General features: G+C 73.9%; 19 protein-coding genes and 2 pseudogenes. 12 read left to right on the top strand and 9 right to left on the bottom strand.

From position 1 onward, the window contains the following. Window positions 1–175 precede the first annotated feature (175 nt). Window positions 176–835 (bottom strand): histone deacetylase, encoded by a 660-nt coding sequence (locus tag ACH4E7_RS23680; protein ID WP_396251007.1) that lies wholly within the window; start codon window positions 833–835, stop codon window positions 176–178. A 442-nt stretch (window positions 836–1277) separates the two neighbouring features. Here ACH4E7_RS23680 and ACH4E7_RS23685 point away from each other — a divergent pair, with 442 nt between their 5' ends. Together ACH4E7_RS23685 and ACH4E7_RS23690 are read left to right on the top strand one after the other, a co-directional pair. Next, complete coding sequence (locus ACH4E7_RS23685; protein WP_396251008.1) at window positions 1278–5264, top strand: Pls/PosA family non-ribosomal peptide synthetase; 3987 nt, start codon at window positions 1278–1280, stop codon at window positions 5262–5264. Window positions 5265–5436: 172 nt separating this feature from the next. After that, window positions 5437–5603 (top strand): annotated as a pseudogene (locus ACH4E7_RS23690) (DUF4287 domain-containing protein). A 77-nt stretch (window positions 5604–5680) separates the two neighbouring features. Here ACH4E7_RS23690 and ACH4E7_RS23695 read toward each other — a convergent pair. After that, entirely contained in the window at window positions 5681–6154 is a 474-nt protein-coding gene (locus ACH4E7_RS23695; protein ID WP_396251009.1) for a MarR family winged helix-turn-helix transcriptional regulator, read from the bottom strand. A gap of 212 nt (window positions 6155–6366) precedes the next feature. Here ACH4E7_RS23695 and ACH4E7_RS23700 point away from each other — a divergent pair, with 212 nt between their 5' ends. The 3 genes from ACH4E7_RS23700 to ACH4E7_RS23710 all read left to right on the top strand — a co-directional run bounded on the left by ACH4E7_RS23700 (window position 6367) and on the right by ACH4E7_RS23710 (window position 9211). Further along, the gene (locus tag ACH4E7_RS23700) at window positions 6367–7554 is read left to right on the top strand and encodes an MFS transporter (protein WP_396251010.1); all 1188 of its coding nucleotides are present in this window, start codon (window positions 6367–6369) and stop codon (window positions 7552–7554) included. A gap of 60 nt (window positions 7555–7614) precedes the next feature. Further along, complete coding sequence (locus ACH4E7_RS23705) at window positions 7615–8034, top strand: heme-binding protein (RefSeq protein WP_396251011.1); 420 nt, start codon at window positions 7615–7617, stop codon at window positions 8032–8034. A gap of 583 nt (window positions 8035–8617) precedes the next feature. Next, complete coding sequence (locus ACH4E7_RS23710) at window positions 8618–9211, top strand: hypothetical protein (RefSeq protein WP_396251012.1); 594 nt, start codon at window positions 8618–8620, stop codon at window positions 9209–9211. An 83-nt stretch (window positions 9212–9294) separates the two neighbouring features. On the opposite strand, the gene ACH4E7_RS23715 is transcribed toward ACH4E7_RS23710, so the two are convergent. The 3 genes from ACH4E7_RS23715 to ACH4E7_RS23725 all read right to left on the bottom strand — a co-directional run bounded on the left by ACH4E7_RS23715 (window position 9295) and on the right by ACH4E7_RS23725 (window position 11816). Further along, window positions 9295–9930 (bottom strand): flavin reductase family protein, encoded by a 636-nt coding sequence (locus tag ACH4E7_RS23715; protein WP_396251013.1) that lies wholly within the window; start codon window positions 9928–9930, stop codon window positions 9295–9297. Between the two features lie 104 nt (window positions 9931–10034). Further along, window positions 10035–10667 carry a carbonic anhydrase gene (locus tag ACH4E7_RS23720; protein WP_396251014.1) on the bottom strand — a complete coding sequence of 211 codons (633 nt, stop codon included), beginning with the start codon at window positions 10665–10667 and terminating at the stop codon, window positions 10035–10037. A 9-nt stretch (window positions 10668–10676) separates the two neighbouring features. Then, window positions 10677–11816, bottom strand: a complete 1140-nt coding sequence (locus ACH4E7_RS23725) for a PP2C family protein-serine/threonine phosphatase (protein WP_396251015.1) — start codon at window positions 11814–11816, stop codon at window positions 10677–10679. A gap of 199 nt (window positions 11817–12015) precedes the next feature. On the opposite strand from ACH4E7_RS23725, the gene ACH4E7_RS23730 reads away from it, so the two are divergent. The 3 genes and pseudogenes from ACH4E7_RS23730 to ACH4E7_RS23740 form a co-directional block, all read left to right on the top strand. Further along, window positions 12016–12396: a helix-turn-helix transcriptional regulator gene (locus ACH4E7_RS23730; RefSeq protein ID WP_396251064.1), complete on the top strand. Its 381-nt coding sequence runs from the start codon at window positions 12016–12018 to the stop codon at window positions 12394–12396. A 5-nt stretch (window positions 12397–12401) separates the two neighbouring features. Then, the gene (locus tag ACH4E7_RS23735; protein ID WP_380616913.1) at window positions 12402–12818 is read left to right on the top strand and encodes a VOC family protein; all 417 of its coding nucleotides are present in this window, start codon (window positions 12402–12404) and stop codon (window positions 12816–12818) included. A 122-nt stretch (window positions 12819–12940) separates the two neighbouring features. Further along, window positions 12941–13360, top strand: a pseudogene (locus tag ACH4E7_RS23740) (zinc ribbon domain-containing protein); the annotation flags it as partial. Here the strand turns inward: ACH4E7_RS23740 and ACH4E7_RS23745 are convergent. Beyond that, window positions 13336–14550, bottom strand: a complete 1215-nt coding sequence (locus ACH4E7_RS23745) for an FAD-dependent monooxygenase (RefSeq protein WP_396251016.1) — start codon at window positions 14548–14550, stop codon at window positions 13336–13338. The pseudogene ACH4E7_RS23740 and the gene ACH4E7_RS23745 overlap by 25 nt on opposite strands. A 305-nt stretch (window positions 14551–14855) precedes the next feature. Here ACH4E7_RS23745 and ACH4E7_RS23750 point away from each other — a divergent pair, with 305 nt between their 5' ends. Further along, window positions 14856–15299, top strand: a complete 444-nt coding sequence (locus ACH4E7_RS23750; protein WP_396251017.1) for an NADAR family protein — start codon at window positions 14856–14858, stop codon at window positions 15297–15299. A 7-nt stretch (window positions 15300–15306) separates the two neighbouring features. On the opposite strand, the gene ACH4E7_RS23755 is transcribed toward ACH4E7_RS23750, so the two are convergent. Further along, window positions 15307–16155, bottom strand: coding sequence for a hypothetical protein (locus ACH4E7_RS23755; protein WP_396251018.1), 849 nt, complete (start codon window positions 16153–16155; stop codon window positions 15307–15309). A gap of 206 nt (window positions 16156–16361) precedes the next feature. Between ACH4E7_RS23755 and ACH4E7_RS23760 the strand changes: the two genes are divergently transcribed. Together ACH4E7_RS23760 and dmpI are read left to right on the top strand one after the other, a co-directional pair. Next, window positions 16362–17258, top strand: coding sequence for a LysR substrate-binding domain-containing protein (locus ACH4E7_RS23760; protein WP_396251019.1), 897 nt, complete (start codon window positions 16362–16364; stop codon window positions 17256–17258). A gap of 124 nt (window positions 17259–17382) precedes the next feature. Next, complete coding sequence (gene dmpI / locus ACH4E7_RS23765) at window positions 17383–17565, top strand: 4-oxalocrotonate tautomerase DmpI (RefSeq protein ID WP_396251020.1); 183 nt, start codon at window positions 17383–17385, stop codon at window positions 17563–17565. Between the two features lie 74 nt (window positions 17566–17639). Here the strand turns inward: dmpI and ACH4E7_RS23770 are convergent, their stop codons facing one another. Beyond that, a complete protein-coding gene (locus ACH4E7_RS23770) occupies window positions 17640–18425 on the bottom strand; it encodes an NAD(P)-dependent oxidoreductase (RefSeq protein ID WP_396251021.1) in 786 nt (261 codons plus the stop codon). A 65-nt stretch (window positions 18426–18490) separates the two neighbouring features. Here ACH4E7_RS23770 and ACH4E7_RS23775 point away from each other — a divergent pair, with 65 nt between their 5' ends. Beyond that, a complete protein-coding gene (locus ACH4E7_RS23775; RefSeq protein ID WP_396251022.1) occupies window positions 18491–19408 on the top strand; it encodes a LysR family transcriptional regulator in 918 nt (305 codons plus the stop codon). Here the strand turns inward: ACH4E7_RS23775 and ACH4E7_RS23780 are convergent. Then, on the bottom strand, window positions 19405–20259 hold the full coding sequence (locus ACH4E7_RS23780) for a bifunctional 5,10-methylenetetrahydrofolate dehydrogenase/5,10-methenyltetrahydrofolate cyclohydrolase (protein ID WP_396251023.1): 855 nt from the start codon (window positions 20257–20259) through the stop codon (window positions 19405–19407). The genes ACH4E7_RS23775 and ACH4E7_RS23780 overlap by 4 nt on opposite strands. Window positions 20260–20279 lie beyond the last annotated feature (20 nt).

The following is a 20279-nucleotide window of genomic DNA, read 5'->3' on the forward strand; positions in this document are numbered from 1 at the left end:
CTCATGACATGACTGGTCGCATTCACGACTCCTCCGAGGAGTGTGGTCCCATGACCGCCGCACACGCCACCGCCGACCGCTTCCGCGCCGCCGTCGACGCCCGCGACCTCGCCGCCCCGGACGCCGCCGGGCTCCGAGCCTTCTGAACGGGTTCGGGCCCGCCTCCGTCACCCGTTCAGCCGAGTAGTGCCGCCACTGTCGTCGGCGTCCAGTGCCCGGATGCGCCCGGGCGTGTGGCGAGGTAGCCGGCCGTGCGCCAGGGGCCCCAGGCGTGGGACTGCGCGAGGCCGGCGCCCAGGGTGCGCAGGTAGGCGGCCGAGGGGGCGGTCGGTTCGGCGGCGGAGAGCCCCGTGGGGGAGGTGAAGGTGAGCAGCGGGTGCCCGTCCAGCTCGCCCGCGCACAGCAGCGTCTCGTAGCGGCCCGGGCCCGGTTCGTCGCGGCCCGTCGCCAGGACCCGGGTGAGGTCGAGGTCGGTGCCGGGGGAGCGGTACATCTCCTGCGCGGCGACGTCGCTGAATTGGCCCACTGTGACCAGATACGCGCGGCACGGTACTTCACCGGAAAGGGCGGGGTCGTAGAAGGCCATCCCGCCGCCCCAGGTCGGGGACCGTCCGGCGAAGTACAGCCCGCCCGGCAGCGTCAGCGCCGCCTCGCGCCGGGGCGTGCGCCGGTCGCGGCAGCCGGGGCAGGCGCGCGCCGCGCCCTCGGGCCGGCCGCCGTACAGGTAGCAGCCGAAGCGGTCGGCGTGCAGGTTCGAACCGTACGCCGTGTACCAGACGAGTGGGTCTTCGCCGCCTTGGCCGGAATCACTTGTTCCGGCCCACACGGTATTCACAGGAAACGTCCCCACGGAGAACGACGACGGCAGACCCTCACACAAATGTGCGAATCGGGTGAACGGGTCGATGATTCGATCAATGCCTCCCGATTCGGTAACCACCCCCTCACTACCGGTACCGTTCCGGACGCCATGGTGTTCGTCACTCTCCCCTCCCCGTCGCACCCCTGGTTTTCGCCGACTACCCTTCACCAGCGAAAATGCTTGAAAACCACCGAAATGACATTCGATTCGCATCGCTGCCGCCACACACGGCATAGATCATGAGAATTTCCTTTGACCACACCTTCGCTGCATCCAGCGGACTCCCAGTGGAGTCATGGTGAGTGGGCGCGCCGCATCAGGTGACACCATGTGACGTCCGCGTCACACCCGGCGCACGCGCCACGTGCACGACGTACGCGCCCCCAAGGAAAACGGAGCCGAGGAACCCACCCCCATGGACGTACGCCACGACACGGCCGGCCCAGGCACGCTGCACCGCCCCCATCCGGGGCAGGCGGCCAGCTGGCCGGTGGCCCAGCCCGCGCACCCGCGCAGCCTGCTCGACATCATCGCCGCGACCGCCGACGCCCACCCGCAGGCGCCCGCACTCGACACCGGCGACGCGGTCCTGGACTACCGCACCCTGACGCAGGAGGTCGACGCCCTCGCCGGCGTGCTGGCCGGCCACGGCATCGGCTGCGGCGACCGGGTGGGCGTGCGCATCCCCTCCGGCACCGCCGACCTCTACGTCGCGATCCTCGCGGTGCTGCGCTGCGGCGCCGCCTACGTGCCGGTGGACGCCGACGACCCCGACGAACGCGCCGAGATGATCTGGCAGGACGCCCAGGTCTGCGCGATCCTCGGCGCCGAGCGCCAGCTGTTCGCCGGACCCGCCGCCCGCCCCTCGGGCCGCCCGGCCTGGCCCTCCCCGGCCGACGACGCCTGGATCATCTTCACCTCCGGCACCACCGGCCGCCCCAAAGGCGTCGCCGTCACCCACCGCAGCGCCGCCGCCTTCGTCGACGCCGAGGCCCGCATCTTCCTGCCCGCCCAGCCGCTCGGCCCCGGCGACCGCGTCCTCGCGGGCCTCTCCGTCGCCTTCGACGCCTCCTGCGAGGAGATGTGGCTGGCCTGGCGCCACGGCGCCTGCCTGGTCCCGGCCCCCCGCTCCCTGGTCAAGGCCGGCACCGACCTCGGCCCCTGGCTCGTGAGCCGCCGCATCACCGCCATCTCCACCGTCCCCACCCTGCTCGCCCTGTGGCCGCAGGAGTGCCTGGACCAGGTCCGCCTGATCATCGTCGGCGGCGAGGCCTGCCCCGCCGAACTGGTCGAGCGCCTGGCCGTCCCCGGCCGCGAGTTCTGGAACACCTACGGCCCCACCGAGACCACCGTCGTCGCCACCGCCGCCCGGATGCTGCCCGGCCAACCGGTGCGCATCGGCGCCCCGCTGGACGGCTGGGAGATCGCCGTCGTCGACCAGGCCGGCAACCCCGTGCCCTGGTACGAGACCGGCGAACTGCTGATCAGCGGCATCGGCACCGCCCGCTACCTCGACCCCGCCAAGGACGCCGAGAAGTTCAGCCCCCACCCCGCGATCGCCTCCCCGCGCGTCTACCGCAGCGGCGACCTCGTCCGCAACGACCCCGAGGGCCTGATCTTCCTCGGCCGCGCCGACGACCAGATCAAACTCGGCGGCCGCCGCATCGAACTCGGCGAGATCGATGCCGCCCTCCAGGCCCTCCCGGGCATCCGCGCCGCGGCCGCCGCCGTGCGCAAGACCCCGGCCGGCGCCGACCTGCTGGTCGGTTACCTCGTCGCCCAGCCCGGCACCGACCCCGACCTCGCCACCGCCCGCCAGCACCTGCTGGAGCGCCTGCCCGCCCCGCTGGTCCCGGTCCTCGCCCTGGTCGACTCACTACCCACCCGCACCTCCGGCAAGGTCGACCGCAACGCCCTGCCCTGGCCGCTGGCCACCACCGGCAGCGCCGCCGCCGCCGAGACCCTCGACGGCACCGCCGGCTGGCTGGCCGGCCGCTGGGAGCGCCTGCTCGGCATGGCCCCGGGCAGAAACGACGACTTCTTCGCCCTCGGCGGCTCCAGCCTCACCGCCGCCCGCCTGGTCTCCGAACTGCGCACCCGCCACAGCGGCGTCTCCGTCGCCGACCTCTACGCCCACCCGGCGCTCGGCGACCTCGCCGACTACCTCGACTCCCTCGCCCCGGCCCGGCCGGCGGCCGCGGCCGGGCCGGAAGCCGCCGCGACCACCGCACCCGTACGGCCGGTACGCCGCACCCCGCGCAGCGCGGGCCTGTGGCAGACCCTCATCCTGCTCGGCCTGTTCGGCCTCGCCGGCCTGCGCTGGGTCATCGTCCTGATCGCCGTCGACAACCTCCTCGGCAGCCACCTCCCCTGGGCCCCGCACAGCTCCTGGTGGCCCGTCGTCGCCGGCCTGCTCCTCTTCTACAGCGCCCCCGGCCGCACCCTGGCCGCCGCCGCCGGCGCCCGCGTCATCACCGCCGGCATCTGCCCCGGCAGCCACCCCCGCGGCGGCCACGTCCACCTCAGACTGTGGGCCGCCGAACGCTTCACCGCCATGTTCGGCACCGGCGCCCTGAGCGGCACCCCCTGGGCCCCGCGCTACGCCCGCATGCTCGGCTGCCGCGTCGGCAAGAACGTCCAACTGCACACCCTGCCCCCGGTCACCGGCCTGGCCCGGATCGGCGCCGGCGCCTCCGTCGAACCCGAGGTCGACATCGCCGGCTGGTGGCTCGACGGCGACACCCTCCACCTGGGCCACCTGGACATCGGCGAGGGCGCCAGCATCGCCCACCGCGCCACCCTGATGCCCGGCGCCCGCATCGGCGCCGGCGCCGAGATCGCCCCCGGCTCCTGCGTCACCGGCGCCGTCCCACCCGGCGAACACTGGAACGGCTCCCCGGCCCGCCCCTCCACCGAGGCCCGCACCCCGTGGCCGCCCACCCCCGCCCGCCCCTCGCGGATCTGGAACCTCGCCTACGGCGTCGGCTTCGCCCTCTTCGGCCTCGTCCCGGTCGTCGCCGCGCTGCCCGCGCTGTTCATCGTCTACTCGATGATCGACACCGACCACACCCTGGTCCAGGCCCTGCTCCAGCTGCTGCCGCTGACCGTCCCGCTCGCGGTGCTGACCATCTGCTGCCACGCCGCGCTGATAGCCCTGCTGGTCCGCGCCTTCTCACTCTCGCTGCGCCCGGGCTTCCACCCGGCCACCGGCCGCGTCGCCTTCTGCGCCTGGGCCGTCTCCGGACTCAGCGACACCGCCCGGCGCACCCTCTTCCCCTTCTACGCCAGCCTCTTCACCCCGGTGTGGCTGCGCCTGCTCGGCGCGAAGATCGGCCGCCGGGTCGAGGCCTCGACGGTCCTGTCGCTGCCCAGCCTGATGCGGGTCGACGACGGCGCCTTCCTCGCCGACGACACCCTCGTCGCCCCCTACGAGCTGCGCGCCGGCTGGCTGCACCTGGGCCGCTCGCACGTCGGACGCCGCTCCTTCGTCGGCAACTCCGGCATCGTCGGCCCGGACCGCCACCTGCCCGACAACTCCCTGGTCGGCGTGCTCTCCGACACCCCCGCCCACGCCCCCGAGGGCTCCTCCTGGCTCGGCCGGCCCGCCTTCGCGCTGCCCCGGGTGGCCGACACCGGCGGCGAGGGCCGCACCTACAACCCGCCCAAGCGCCTGATGTGGGCGCGCGCCGGCGTCGAGGTCTGCCGGCTCCTCCCGGTCATCATCGCCGCCCTGCTGGCCGACCTGGTGCTCGCCGCCCTGCAGTCGATAAGGAACGACTACGGGCTGGGCATGGCCTTCGGCAGCGCCGGACTGGTGCTGATCGCCGCCGCCGTCGTCGCCTGCGCCATCGCCACCGCCGCCAAGTGGCTGCTGGTCGGCCGCTTCCGCGTCGCCGAGCACCCGCTGTGGTCCTCCTTCGTGTGGCGCAACGAGCTCTACGACACCTTCGTCGAGGAACTCGCCATGCCCTTCGGCGGCGGCGCCATCACCGGCACCCCGTACCTGAACCTGTGGCTGCGCAGCCTCGGCGCCAAGATCGGGCGCGGCGTGTGGTGCGAGACCCACTGGCTACCCGAGAGCGACCTGGTCACCGTCGAGGCGGGCGCCAGCGTCAACCGCGGCACCGTGCTGCAGACCCACCTGTTCCACGACCGCGTGATGCGCCTGGGCCCCGTCCACCTGGGCGCCGGCTCCACCACCGGGCCGCACTCGATCGTGCTGCTGAACTCCGCGCTCGGCGACAACACCACGGTCGGCCCGGCCTCGCTGGTCATGCGCGGCGAGAACGTCCCCGGCGCCACCCGCTGGCTCGGCAACCCCGTCGCCGCGTGGAACGCCGACCCCACCCCGCCGGCCGGCCGCCGCGCCGGCCGGGGCCGCAGGCGCGCAGCGGCGGTGTGACCTAGGTCACTTTCGGTGGGTGATGAGTTATCGGTGCGGTCGCGGTCCTACCCCGTGACCGCACCGTTTCTCCTTTGCCCGCACTTGAGGGGACGCCGGACATGATCACGGCAACTGTGAAGACCGCCGCGAAGGCTGCCGGGGGAAGAGCCCCGCCTCCTACTTCCCCTCCATCGAGAAGAAGTACGGCCGGCCGATCGAGGAGTGGAAGAACCTGATCCGCACCTCCCCGCTCAACAGGCACATGGAACTCGTCGCCCGGCTCAAGGCCGAGCACGGCCTCACGGCCTCGGCCACGCCAACGCCCTGGTCGCCCACACCCTCGCCGGGGCGGCCTGAACGCCCCGCGCGGGGGAGTGCGCCGATACCCCGGGTCCGGACCGCGGTCCGGACCCGGGGCATCGGTGTGACGGGGCTCAGGGGCGCGGGAGCGCCGACGGGGGGTCGACCGCCTCGACGGCCTTGACCAGCGGGGCCAGCTCGGGGTTCCTGGCGGCCTCGTCGAGGGCCTCGCGCAGGGCGGCGTCGTTGGTCGGCCGAGCCCGCTCCAGGAGCTTCAGGCCGTCCTCGGTGACGTTGGTGTAGATGCCGCGCCGGTCGGTGGGGCACAGGTAGCGGGAGAGCAGGCCGCGGTCCTCCAGTCGGGTGACCAGGCGGGTGGTGGCGCTCTGGCTGAGCACGACCGCGTCGGCGACCTGCTTCATCTGCAGGTGCCCGCCCTCGTCGTCGTGCTGGCGGCTGAGCACGTCCAGCAGCGAGTACTCCCGCACGCTCAGGTCGTGCTCGGACTGCAGGGCGCGCTCGATGTGCGCCTCGATCCGGCCGTACAGGAGGTAGAGGGCGGCCCAGCCGTTGGCGAGGGCGGTCAGCGCGGGGTCCGTGGCGGTCATCGGCCCGGTCTCCTTTCCAGGTGCTACGCGCTCCAGGATAAGCCATCTCGTGAAATATCGGCCAAGGCATGCATAAGGCTTATGCAAGCATCCGCCCGCCCTCATCCGGGCCACTCGGCGAAGGCGGATTGCCCGCACTTGCACTTATGCCGCGCGTGCAACTATTGTCGAGACACGTAAGGCGCATTAGCAATCGCATGGAGGTCGCGCCAATGCCTCTCGCACTCCTCGCCCTGGCCATCGGGGCCTTCGGGATCGGGACCACCGAGTTCGTGATCATGGGCCTGCTGCCCGAGATCGCCGGCGACTACGGCGTGTCCATCCCCACCGCCGGACTGCTCGTCACCGGCTACGCGATCGGCGTCGTCATCGGCGCCCCGCTGATGACGGTGCTCGGCACCAGGATCAGCCGCAAGACGATGCTGATGCTGCTGATGGGCCTGTTCACCGTCGGCAACCTGGTCTCCGCCACGGCACCGGGCTTCGGCGTCATGCTCGCCGGGCGCATCGTCGCCTCGCTCGCCCACGGCGCCTTCTTCGGCATCGGCTCCGTCGTCGCCGCCGAACTGGTCGCCCCGGAGAAGAAGGCCGGCGCCATCGCCACCATGTTCACCGGACTGACCGTCGCCAACATCGTCGGCGTCCCGCTCGGCACCTTCATCGGCCAGGCCGTCGGCTGGCGCGCCACCTTCGCCGCCGTCGCCGTCCTCGGCGTGGTCGGACTGCTCGGCATCGCCAAGCTGGTGCCCGCCACGCCCCGGCCCGAAGGCGCCCACCTGCGCCGCGAACTGACCGCCTTCCGCAACCCGCAGGTCCTGCTCGCCATGGCGATGACCGTGCTCGGCTTCGGCGGGGTGTTCGCCGCGATCACCTACATCGCGCCGATGATGACCCACGTCGCCGGCTACTCCGACGGCTCGGTCACCTGGCTGCTGGTGCTGTTCGGCGTCGGGATGTTCCTCGGCAACCTGCTCGGCGGCGCGTTCGCCGACCGCAAGCTGATGCCGATGCTCTACACCACCCTCGGCGGACTCGCCGTCGTGCTGGCGCTGTTCACCCTGACCGCGCACGACAAGACCGCCGCCGCCGTCACCATCCTGCTGGTCGGGGCGCTCGGCTTCGCCACCGTCCCGCCGCTGCAGAAGCGCGTCCTCGACCAGGCCCACGGCGCACCCACCCTGGCCTCGGCCGTCAACATCGGCGCCTTCAACCTCGGCAACGCGCTGGCGGCCTGGCTCGGCGGGACCGTCATCACCGCCGGCCTCGGCTACACCGCCCCGAACTGGGTCGGCGCCCTGCTCGCCGCCGCGGCCCTGGTCCTGGCCCTCTGGTCCGCCGCCCTGGAGCGCCGCACCCCGGCCGCCGTCCCCGCCGCGGCCGCCGTCCCCGCCCACCACTGACCCCGCCCACCACTGACCACGCCCCTTTCCCCCCGCACCACCCCCAGGAGAAGCGCCACCATGAGCACCACCGCCGTCACCCCGCTCACCACCGCCGACGCCGAGACCCTCATCGACGCCGCCCGCACCGCCGCCGAGGCGGCCGACGTCGCGGTCAGCGTCACCGTCCTGGACGCCGGCGGGCACCTGCTGGCCTTCCGCCGCGACGACCGCGCCGTGCTGATCTCCGGCGAGACCAGCACCCGCAAGGCCTACACCGCCCTCCAGCTGGGCGCCCCCACCGCCGACCTGGTCGACCTGGTCAAGCCCGATGGCCCGTTCCACACCCTGCCCACCGCTCTGGACCGCCCGCTGCTGTTCATCGCCGGCGGCATCCCCGTCCACCGCGACGGCCGCCTGATCGGCGCGCTGGGCATCGGCGGCGGCGCCCCCGAGCAGGACCACTCCTTCGCCACCGCCGCGCTCAAGGAACTCCTCTGACGCCCGAACACGCCCGACCCACCAGTGGGACCGGAGGGCGCCATCGGCTTTAGCCGGTAGGGGAATCCGGCTTGCCGCGATGGGGGCGCCCCCGGCCGGAGGCTGGGGGAGGCTCAGGGATAGCCGAATCGCCGTCAAGGCGATCCGGCGTCCCAGCACGCGAACGAGTGGCTCGGCGTAGGCAGCGCGGACGTTCAGCGGCAGGCGCTCAATGACTTCGCGAAGGCCGAGCAGGCGGACGGGGCAGGGGCGCCAGCGGCGGCCGGGAGGCGAGGACGGCCGCGCACGGGGGCACGGCGGTGACCGGGACAGGGGTGACCGGGGGCCGGGTCCGCCGGCGGCACGACCGGAAAGAAGGCGGACCCGGCCCCGGCACGTTCCCGTACGGGCGGGGGCATCGACCGCGGACTGCCCGTACGGCTGCGGTCGGCACCCATGGGACGACTTCAACAGCACTTGAAGTCAAGCCCGGGCCCGTCGACGCCCCGCCCCGCCGGTGCCCCCGAGCGGCGGGCGGCCACCGCCGCGAGGTAGCCTCGCCCTGGCGGGGCCGGACAGATCGAGAGCGAACAGGGGCGGGCGGATGACAGGGCAGCAGCGCGGCTACTGGCGGGAGTCGGACGGCTCGGCCGTCGCCGTCAGCCAGGCGCACATCGTGTGGACCAGGGCGGCCTACCCGGCCCTGGTGGACGTGGCGCGCCGCTACCACGCGGTGATCACCTACGCCGAGCTGGCCGAGGCGGTGCAGCGGGCCTCCGGGGTGCGCACCAGCGTCAACCAGCGGCACTGGATCGGCAAGGTGCTGGCCCTGGTGGTGCGCGAGGCGCACCGGCGCGGGGACCCGCCGCTGACGGCGCTGGTGGTGCACGCCGCCGACGGCATGGTCGGCATCGGCTACCAGGACGTGCTGGCGGTGGCCGGGCAGCCGCCGATCGTCGACGAGATGGACCGCGAGCAGCACGCGGCCGCCGCCCGTCTGGCCTGCTACCGGCACTTCGGCGCCGAGCTGCCCGCCGACGGCGGCATCCCGGCGCTCGCCCCGCGGCTGAAGACCACGGTCACCCGCAAGGCCGCCGCCACCGCCGCCGCGCCGCGCCCGCCGGCGATCTGCCCGAGCTGTTTCCTCGAGCTGCCGGCGACCCGGGTGTGCGACTCCTGCGGCGAGAAGATCCCGTAACCGGCCGACCCGCCGACCCGCCGACCTGCGGACCCGCCGTCCCGCCGTCGAACAGCCGCCCCGTCGCCACGCCTGTGCCGTCGTCAGACGGCGGCGGGCAGGCGGCCGGGCATCCGCCAGCCCTCGGCGAGGCGGGAGGGGGACAGGCGGCGGCCGTCGCCGAAGAACTCGCAGAACTTCATGATCAGCGGGTCCCAGCCGACCGGGTCCACATAGTGGTCGGTGCCCGGCAGGATCAGGCGCTCGTCCACGTGGGCGCGTACCACGGTGACCTCGAAGGCGGTGCACCGCTCGTTGCCCGCCAGCGGCACCGCCGCCTCCAGCCGGCACTCCAACTGCACCGGGCACTCGGCCGCGCGCGGCGCCCGCACCAGCTCACCGGCCAGCTCGGTCATCCCCGCCGCGGCGAACTTGCCCCGCTCGTGGCGGTAGCCCTGCTCGCGCCTGCCCTCGGTGATGTGCGGGTTGGCGGTCAGGAGCGCGAGGGCGTCGACGGCGTCGACCTGCGCGGAGGAGGGCAGGTTGAGCACGCACTCGCCCTCGCGCCGCAGGTTGACGGCGGTCTGGGCGCTGTCGCCCAGGCCCAGCACGCAGGACTGCCCCAGCCACCAGGCCGAGGACATCGGCGCCAGATTGGCGCTGCCGTCCTCGTTGCGCGAGCCGATCAGCACCACCGGGGTGCCGAAGTAGAGAACCTTGAGGTCGGTGACCTTGTGCACGGGAATCCGGCCGTCCTTGCGTCGATTGATCCGCTGTCGGCCACCGACTCTGCCTCCGCCGGCGGCCGGCCGCCGGCGAGGATCGGACATCCAGTTCCCGCGCGCTACCCGACGCCGCGGACGGCGACCGTACGGGCCTGGCCGTCGCGCAGCCGGTAGGACAGGCCCACCACGGCCGCCCGCCCCTCGGCCACCCGGGCGGCCAGCAGCTGGGAGCGCTCCAGCAGCAGGTCCACGGTCTGGCGGATGTGCTCGTCCACGATCGCGTCCGGGTCCTCGATGCCCGCCGCCCGCGCCGACAGCACGCTCGGGGTCACCCGCTCCACCACGTCCCGCACGAAGCCGCCCGGCAGCCGTCCCTGCTCCAGGGACTCCAGCGCCGCCGCCACCGCGCCGCAGGAGTCGTGCCCGAGCACCACCACCAGCGGGCAGTCCAGCACGGCCACCCCGTACTCGATGCTGCCCAGCGCCTCCGCGCCGGTCACATGGCCCGCGGTGCGCACCACGAACAGGTCGCCCAGGCCCCGGTCGAAGATGATCTCGGCGGCCAGCCGGGAGTCCGAACAGCCGAACAGCACCGCGAAGGGCTTCTGCACCGGGGCGAGCGCCGCCCGGCGCCCGGCGTCCTGGTTGGGGTGCTCGGGGCTGCCGGCGACGAAACGGGCGTTGCCCTCCAGCAGCACCCGCAGCGCCTCGGCGGGGTCGGACACCGGGCCGGATATCGGAGAGGAGATCATGCCTGCACCCTAGAACGCCGCTGGTAGGGGCTGCCTGCCGGGGGGCGGCAGGGGGTCGGCCGCGCGGTGCAGCGCCAGGACGGTGACGTCGTCGCGGCTGCGCCCGCCGCTCCACAGGCGGGCGCGGCGGTCGAGGGCCTCGGGCAGGGCGGCGGCCGGGGTGGCGGCGAGGTCGGCCAGGCCCCGGTCGGCGGGGTAGAAGGCGCCGGAGGCGTCCTGGGCCTCGGTGATGCCGTCGGTGAGCAGCACCAGCACGCCGTCCCCGGGCAGCGCGAAGCGCTCCACCGTCCGGGGTTCGTCGGTCAGGGCGGCCAGGCCCAGCGGGAGGCCGGCGGGCAGGGGCACGGCCTCGACGCGGCCGTCGGCGCGTCGCAGGTAGGGGGCGAGGTGGCCGCAGTTGACGGCCCGCACGTCGGCGCCGCGCCGCACGCACAGCACGATGGCGGTGACGAAGCGCTCCATGTCGCCGCTCTGCACCGCGTAGGCGTTGTGCCGCTCGACCGCCGCGTCCAGGGCCTCGGCGACGGCGGTCAGCTCCGCCTCGCGGAAGGCCGCCTCCCTGAAGGCGCTCAGCACCGCGAAGCCCGTGCCGATCGCGGGCAGGCCCTTGCCCTGCACGTCGCCGACCAGCACCCGGGTGCCGTGCGGGGTGTCGGCGACGTCGTACAGGTCGCCGCCGACCATGGCGTCCTCCTCCACCGGCCGGTACAGCCCGTACAGGTCCACCTCCGGGGTGCGGGCCGGCAGCGGGCGCAGCAGCTGGCGCTGCAGGGCGACCGCGCTCTGGCGTATCCGGAACAGCTCGCGCTCGCGCCGTACCCGCCGCGCGCACAGGGCGACCACGACGGCCTCGGCGGCGACCACGCCCACCAGGGTGCCCAGCCGGGCCGACAGGTCCGAGGGCGGGTACAGCGCCGAGTGGACCACGACCACGGCGGTCACCCACACCGAGACGGCCACCGTCTGCGCGACGGTGCCCAAACCCGCCAGCAGCGCCGGCAGGAACACCAGCAGCAGCACCAGGCGGGAGCGGGTGCCGCTGGCCGCCTGGACGAGCAGCACGGCGGCGGTGGCGGCCAGCACGCCCAGCACCACCGCCCGGTTGCCGGGGGCGCGCGGGGCGGCGTCCTGCTGGTCGCTGGTGTCCACCCCGTCTCCCTCTCCGCCGCCCGACCGTCCCTCCAGGGTCGGCGCAGCGGCGGGGCGGGCGCCAGCGGGCTGCGCCGTGCGGGGGAGGGGACGGCTGTCGGAGGGACTCGGTACGGTGGCTGGTGTGTCCTCCCGTGCGCCCCGCGTCTCCCGTGTCCCCCTGGCCGATCTGGTGCGGCTGCGCCGGGCCCGGGACCGGATGGACCGCGAGTACGACCAGCCGCTGGACGTGCCGGCGCTGGCCCGTACCGCGCTGATGTCGCCGGGGCACTTCTCGCGCAGCTTCCGCGCCGCGTACGGGGAGACCCCGTACAACTACCTCATGACCCGCCGGATCGAGCGGGCCAAGGCGCTGCTGCGGCGCGGGGACCTGAGCGTGACCGAGGTGTGCATGGCGGTGGGCTGCACCTCGCTGGGCTCGTTCAGCACCCGCTTCACCGAGCTGGTGGGCGAGAGCCCGAGCGCCTACCGCTCCCGCGACCACGCCGACGGCGAGCCGATCCCGGCGTGCATCGCCAAGATCCGCACCCGCCCGGTGCGGCGTACGGAGGCCAAGGGCGGGTCCGCTCCCGTAGCGTGACGGGCATGAGCATCGAACTCGCCCAGTGCTTCATCGCCGTCGACGACCACGACAAGGCGCTCGCCTTCTACCGTGACGTGCTCGGCTTCGAGGTGCGCAACGACGTCGGCTTCGAGGGGATGCGCTGGGTGACGGTCGGATCCCCCGACCAGCCCGGCGTGGAGATCGTCCTGGAGCCCCCGCTGGCCGACCCGCACGCCTCCGAGGACGACCGTCAGGCCGCCGCCGAGCTGCTGGCCAAGGGCCTGCTGCGCGGGGTCATCTTCCGCACCGACGACTGCGACGCCACCTTCGAGCGGATCCGCGCCGCCGGCGCCGAGGTGCTGCAGGAGCCGATGGACCAGCCCTACGGGGTGCGCGACTGCGCGTTCCGCGACCCGGCGGGCAACATGCTGCGTTTCAACCAGCCGCGCGCGAAGTAGTGACAGGGGCAGGTCCGGCTCGCTGGCGGCCGATCCGGTCCGCGGCCCGGAGGGTTGTCAGTTCCCTCCGCTAGGTTGGCCATCGTGCAGCTTCGTTATAGCTTCCGCGCCTATCCGACGAATTCGTTGCCATGCTGGAGTACAAGGCGGCGAAGCATGGGCGCTGCTTCGGCAAGATTGGCCGCTTCGAGCCGACCTCGCAAGTCTGCTCGGCCTGCGGTGTCAAGGACGGCCCCAAGCCGTTGAGCGTTCGGGAGTGGAGGTGCAGCGCCTGCGGGAGCGTGCACGACCGCGATGTGAACGCCGCCCGCAACATCCTGGCCGCCGGACGGGCGGACAGCCTAAACGCCTCGCAGAGCGCAGGTAAGACCGGGCCCGTTCCGGCGCAGCGCGTTGAAGCAGGAACCCACCGAGACCCGCACCTGCGGGTGGCAGGAATTCCGGTCCATCAGGGCCGGGAGGACGTCAAGCCGCGTGAGGTGCAAGCCCGGGTTCGGGCGGGAGTTCCGACACCGGCTCAGGCGCGGGCGGGCAGTGGGTAGTCGGGCAGGGCGATGTCGCCGGCCTTGGCGAACTGGGCGGCGATGATGGTGCGCAGCGGCCAGCGGTCCATCCAGCGCATGGAGGCGGCGCGCAGGCGGATCATCAGGGCGGTGTCGGGGGCGTAGCCGTTCATGCCGCCGGGCGGCAGCTCCTGGGCGCGGGCGACGTAGGGGCGCATCCGCTCCTCGTAGCGGGCGAAGGCGGCGGCGAAGTCGCCTGCGGCGGCGGCGAGTTCACCGGCCAGCAGGTAGCCGCCGACCAGGGCCAGGCTGGTGCCCAGGCCGGTGAGCGGGCTGGGGCTGTAGCCGGCGTCGCCGAGCAGGACGACGCGGCCGCGGGCGTAGTGGTCGAGGTGGATCTGGCCGTAGGAGTCGAAGGCGAAGTCCTCGGCGGTGGCCATCCCGGCGAGCAGGCGCTCCACCTCCCAGCCGGCGCCGGCGAAGCGCTCGGCGAGCAGCCGGCGCTGTGCGGCGCCGTCGCGGCGGTCGAGGGTGAGCGGTTCGGAGCGGAAGCCCAGGGAGGCCTTGACCTCGCCGGGCAGCCGGCCCGGGCGGGCGGCGGCGACCAGGCCGCCGGGCGCGTTGTACATCAGGAACCAGCTGTCGAGGTCGCGGGCGAGCGCGGGGTCGTGGACGGTGAACCAGCAGTGGTAGCCGCCGACCGGGCGGTAGTGGTCCTCCTCGGGGCCGAAGGCCAGGCGCCGGACGACGGAGTGCAGGCCGTCGGCGCCGACGACGAGGTGGAAGCGGCGGGCGGGGGCGTTCTCGAAGTGGACGGTGACGCCGTCGGCGTCCTCGGCGAGGGCGGTGATCGTGTCGTCGTAGAGGTACTCGACGCCGTCGGTGGCCTGGTGGAGCAGGTCGGCGAGGTCGCCGCGCAGGATCTCGATCTCGGAGACGATGCCCTCGCCCTCGAACAGCTCGACGGGCATCCGGGCGATGTGCTTCCCGCGGCGGTCGACCAGGGCGATGCCCTTCTGCTCCACGCACAGCGCGCGGGTGCGCTCCATCAGGCCCATCCGCTCGATGACGGTGCGTCCGGCGCCGCGCAGGTCGACGGCCTGCCCGCCGGGACGCGGGCCGGGGGCGCGCTCGACGACGACGGGGTTGAAGCCGTGACGGCGCAGCCAGTAGGCGAGGGCGGGGCCGGCGATGCCGGCACCGGAGACCAGGATGTCGGTGTTCTCCATGCCCGCAACCGTACGCCGTACGCATGATGCTCAACAAGCCTTGTACTGCAGTTATTTGGGACTGATGCACTAGTGCACTAGGGTGCTCGGGGGCGCTTCGAGGGTGCTCGGGAGCGCGACGGGAGCGGTTTCCCGGCGGTCGTGCGGGCTTTGCGCAGGCCGACGGCCCGGCCGGGTGCACTAGTGCGCGTGAGGGGTGCGCGGCGGCGGGGCCGGAACAGGGGCGCAAACCGGTTGCGGGCGCGGGCGCGCGCCTGGGACCGTACGGCTCCGCCCGCTCAAGAGGATCGGACCACGACCCGCTGATGACCATCTACTTCTACGGCGCCGACGAAGCTCCCTACGGCTGCTTCTCCAACTTCTCACCGCACCCCCTGGAGCTCGACGGACACCTGTGGCCCACCGCCGAGCACTACTTCCAGGCCCAGAAGTTCGCCGGCACCCGCCACACCGACCTGGTGCGCCGCGCCCGCACCCCGCTGCGCGCCGCCGAGCTCGGCCGCGACCGCTCCCGGCCGCTGCGCCGCGACTGGGAGCGGGTCAAGGACGACGTGATGCGCCGTGCCGTGGCCGCCAAGTTCCGCACCCACGCGGACATCCGGGCCGTGCTGCTGGCCACCGGCGAGGAGGAGCTCGTCGAGGACACCGGCACCGACCACTACTGGGGCCGGGGCCGCACCGGCACCGGCCGCAACACGCTCGGCCGCATCCTGATGCGCACCCGCGCGCAGCTGCGGGCCGAGCAGTGACCTCCCGTCAGGACGTCGGGCGCGCCGGCGCGCCCATCAGGGTGTGCAGCAGGTCCTCGCCCAGGCCCAGGCCGGTGTGCGACTCGTCCGGCAGGCCGTAGTCGCGGTACCAGTCCGCGGGCGCCTCCGGGTGCGGGCCGCTGACCGCCACCCGGCCCGCACCGTAGGAGGCGACCACGGCGGCCGCGCGGTCGTTGGTGTAGCGGGCCACCACGTCCACGTCCGGGCCGTCCACGTCGAAGTACGGGCCGTCCTGGAAGTACATCCGCTGCGGGTGCCCGCGCCAGGCGACCTCCACCAGGTGGTCCCGGTCGTCGGTGACGGTGGCGTCCCTGGAGCCGATGTACTGGCCGGAGTCACCCGGCAGGAGGCCGTAGCCCGGCTCCTCGCCGGCCAGGTAGCCGCCCATGCACAGGCCCAGGTAGCGCCCGCCGCCGCGCACGTAGGCGCGCACCAGCTCCGGGGAGAAGCTCGGGTCGCGCTTCAGCAGGCCCCAGGCGGTGCTCACCTCCTGGCCGCTGGTGCCGCCCGGCTGCACGTACAGGGCGACTCCGGCCAGCGCGTCCGGGCCGAAGCCCGTCTCCTCGTCGGGGCCGATGTAACGCACCGTGAAGCCGTCGTGCTCCAGCATGTCGTGCGCCGCCTCCGGGCAGCCGTCACAGGCCGCCGGGCCGCGGTAGACCAGGGCGAGCGGACGGCCGTCCGGGGCCGCCGGCGCGGGCGTGCCCTTCAGGGCGCTGTAGCTGTCGCCGTCGTCGCCCCCGCCGCCGCCGGACGGGGGCGCACCGCAGGCCGACGCCACCACTACCGCCGCCACCGCCAGCGCCGCCGCACCGCGCCGCAGCCCAGCCCACATGACCAGCACTCCCGCCGCCCTCCCCAGGCCTTTCGCCGTACGCCGCCACGACGCTACGTCCCAACGGCGTCGTGGCGCACATCGGCCCCCACGATCGGGTGAATACCGATTCGGCGCTTGACACCGGAGGCGGGCTGGGGGGCAGGGGAGGAGCCGTGCCCAGGCCTGCGACCATAGGCCGTTCGCACATCGAGCAGGGGGACCCCATGGAGCTACGGCAACTGCGCTGCTTCGTCGCCGTCGCCGAGGAACTGCACTTCGGCCGGGCCGCCGAGAAACTGCTGCTCGGCCAGCCCGCCGTGAGCCAACAGATCCGGCGGCTGGAACGGGAGTTGAAGGTCGAGTTGTTCGACCGCTCGCCCCGGTACGTCCGGCTGACCCCGGCCGGCGAGCGCTTCCTGCCCGCCGCCCGGGACGTCCTGACCGCCGAGGACACCGCCCGCGCCCTCGCCGCCGATCTGGCCGCACCCGCCGCGCTGCGCCTCGGCACCATCACCGGGCTCGGCGAGCGGCTCGACCTGATCCTGGACACCTACCGGCGCCGGGCCCCCGACGTACGCGTCGAACTCCACTCCATCCCGGTACGGGAACGGCTCGCCCGGCTGGCGGACGGCCGCCTCGACGCCGCCTTCGTCCGCGGTGCCGTCGCCGGGAACAGCCCCGAACTCCGCTTCCTGCCCGTCTGGCAGGACGAGTTGGTGCTCGCGTTGCCCGCCCGGCACGCCCTCGCCGACCGGCCCGAGGTCGATCTCGCGGACCTCGCCACCCTCCCGCTGCGGCTGACCGAACGCCGCAACCACCCGGCGCTGGTGGACCTGGTGACGGACGCCTGCGCGCGGGCCGGCTTCCAACCGATCCTCGGCCCGGCCCACAGCTCCCTGCAGGACACCCTGGCCTCGATCGGCTCCGGAACCCCCACGTGGACGGTGGTGTACGCCGCCAACGCCCGGATGGTCAACGCCCACCGGATAGCCTTCCGCCCCTGCCGGACCCCACTGGCCCTGCCGACCTCGATCGCCGTACGGCGCTCCGCCCCGCTCCCCGGGCTGCTCCTGGAAGCCTGCCGCCAAACGGCCCCGACCTGGGACGATCACGATTCGTGATCGCTGCCAGAGCGAATCGGGTCTGGGCGCGGGCGGCTTGACCGGCTGGACTGGTCCCAGCCGGAGAACCCGGCCGCACAGGCCGGCAGGAAGCCCGGCAGGAACCCCCGGTTAGGAGCCGAAGATGCCGATCGTCACCATTCAGCAGGGCCCGCGCGAGGTCGAGCAGAAGCGCGAGCTGGTCAAGCGGATCACCGAGGCCTTCACGGAGACGCTGGAGGTCCCCGCCGAGAGCGTGTACGTGTGGATCCAGGAGTACCCGGCGGAGAACTGGGGCGCGGCCGGCAAGCTCACCGCGGACCGGTAGCCGGCCACGGTGAGTCCGGCCGGCCAGGGCCCCAGGGGCGGGCCCTGGCCCCGCCCGGCCCCGCTCAGCCCCGCTCAGCCCCGCCGCAGTGCCGTCACCACCGCCGACAGGTCCTGCTCCGCGATCGACGGGTCCGCCAGCAGCACCTCCCGCGCCGCCGACAGCACCCGGCCGCCGCCCGCCAGGGCGAGGTCCTTGGCGGCCAGACGGACGGGGAAGTCCGACACCGTGCTGTGCGCCCGGGCCACCACCCCCGCGAGCGGCCCCGACGCCAGCACCTCCGCCGCGACGTCCTGCGGCACGCCCAACTCATCGGCCGCCGCCAGCACTTCGCCCACCGCCGTGACCGAGGCGACGATCGCGCTGATCACCACCACCTTCAGCGCCGCCCCCGCACCCGGGCCGCCGCAGTGCCGCACCCGGCCGAGGTGCTCCAGCACGGGCCGGGCGCGCTCAACGTCGGCGTCCTCGCCGCCCGCGTACACGACCAGGTCCCCGCTGGCCGCCGGGCCCACACTGCCCATCACCGGGGCGTCCACCATGCCCACACCGTCCGGCAGTTGGGCGCGCAGCTCGGCGACCGCGCGCGGACCGACCGAGGACATGTCGATCCACAGCGCGCCCGGGGCCAGTTCGGCCGTGAACTGCCCGGCCACCTCGGCCACCGCCGCCGGATCGGACAGCATGGTGACCACGACGTCCGCCCCGGCCACCGCCTCGGCCGCACTACCGGCCTCGGCGAGGCCCTCGGCACGGCCGGGGGAGCGGTTCCAGACGGTCAACGGGTAGCCGGCGGCGGCGAGACGGCGGGCCATCGGCTGCCCCATCCGGCCCAGGCCCAGAAAAGCGATCTTCTCCATGCCCACCACGCTAGGCACCCGCAAGCCAGGCGACAAACGAATGTCTCGCATGATAGCCATGCGCAATGGACATGGCTTGGCTGGACGTCTTCCGCACCGTCGCCCACCTCGGCTCCTTCACCGCCGCCGGGGAGCGCCTCGGCTTCACCCAGTCCGCGATCTCCCGCCAGATCGCCACCCTGGAAGCCGAGTTGGGCACCCCCCTGTTCGACCGCCTGGCCCGCGGCGTGCGGCTGACCGAACACGGCCGCGCCCTGCTCCCGCACGCCGAAGCCCTGCTGGAACGCCTCGACACCACCCGCCGCGACCTCGCCGCCCTCACCGAACTGAACGCCGGACGACTGCGGGTGGGCGCCTTCGACAGCGCCAACGCCGAACTCGTCCCCAGCGCCCTCGCGGCCTTCCGCGCCGCGCACCCGCAGGTCGAGATCGGCCTCACCGAAGGCCTCTCCGCGCACCTGCTGGACCAGCTCGCGGACGGCGCGATCGACCTCGCCGTGGTCGCCACCTACGCCTCGGCCGCCGAAGACGCCTACGACACCGAGCAGTTCGACCTGCGGCCACTGCTCGACGACCCGGTGCTGGTCGCCCTGCCACGCGGCCACCGCCTCGCCCGCCGACCCCGCGTCCGGCTGCTCGAACTCGCCGACGAACCGTGGATCGCCGCCCGCCGTGAGCTTGGATCCACCCTGCTCGCGGCCTGCGTGCGCAGCGGCTTCCAGCCCCGGATCGAGTACGCCGTCGGCGCCTGGACCGCCAAACTCGGCCTGGTCGCCGCCGGCATGGGCCCCACCCTCATCCCCTCCCTGGCCGCCCGCGCCGCCCGCCCCGACATCGCCCTGGTGCCCCTGCACCCGGACGACACCCCGGTACGCCACGTCTACACCGCCACACGGCGGGGCCAGCGGGTGGCGCCGGCCGTCGCCGGGTTCCTGCGGTTCCTGAAGGCCGGGGCGGGGGCGGGAGCCGGGGCGGAGGCTTAACCGAGCAGGCGCACCGCCGCCTCGACCGTCTGGGCGAGCAACACGGCGATCGTCACCGGCCCGACACCGCCCGGAACAGGGGTGATCAGACCCGCCCGCAGCCGGGCCGCCTCGAAGTCGACGTCCCCGACATTGCCCGGGTTGTAGCCCGCGTCGACCACCACGGCACCCGGCTTGACGTCCGCCCCCGCGATGAACCGCGGCCGCCCCACCGCCGCCACCAGCACGTCCGCCGTGCGCACCAGCGAGGACAGATCGGCGGTCCGCGAATGGCAGTACGTCACCGTCGCGTCCCGCCCCAGCAGCAGCATGCCCACCGGCTTGCCCAGGATGGCGCTGCGCCCGACCACCATGGCGTGCTTACCGGCCAGGTCGACCCCGTACTCGTCCAGCAGCCGCATGATCCCGCCGGGTGTGCACGAGACGAAGCCGGGCAGGCCGAAGCCCATCGCGGCGAAGGAGTGCATCGTGACGCCGTCGACGTCCTTCTCCGGCGCGATCGCCTCGAACGAGGCCCGCTCGTCGATGTGCCCGCCCACGGGGTGCTGCAGCAGGATGCCGTGCACCTGCGGGTCCGCGGACAGGGCGCTGATCGTTTCGACGAGTTCGGCGGTGCCCACCGAGGCGGGCAGCGCCACCTGCCGCGACACGATGCCCGCCTTCGCGCAGGCGGCGCGCTTCATTCGCACGTAGGTCACCGAGGCCGGGTCCTCGCCCACCAGCACGGTCGCCAGACACGGCGCCGTCCCGGTGCGGCGCAGGATGTCCGCGGCGGAGGCGGCTGTGGCCTCGGTGATGCGGCGCGCGAGGGCGGTGCCGTCCATGAGGCGCGCCTGCTGGAGGTCGGTCATGTGCCACTCCTGAGCTCCGG

The sequence above is a fragment of the Kitasatospora sp. NPDC018058 genome (genome assembly GCF_044327205.1).
Lineage (GTDB): Bacteria > Actinomycetota > Actinomycetes > Streptomycetales > Streptomycetaceae > Kitasatospora.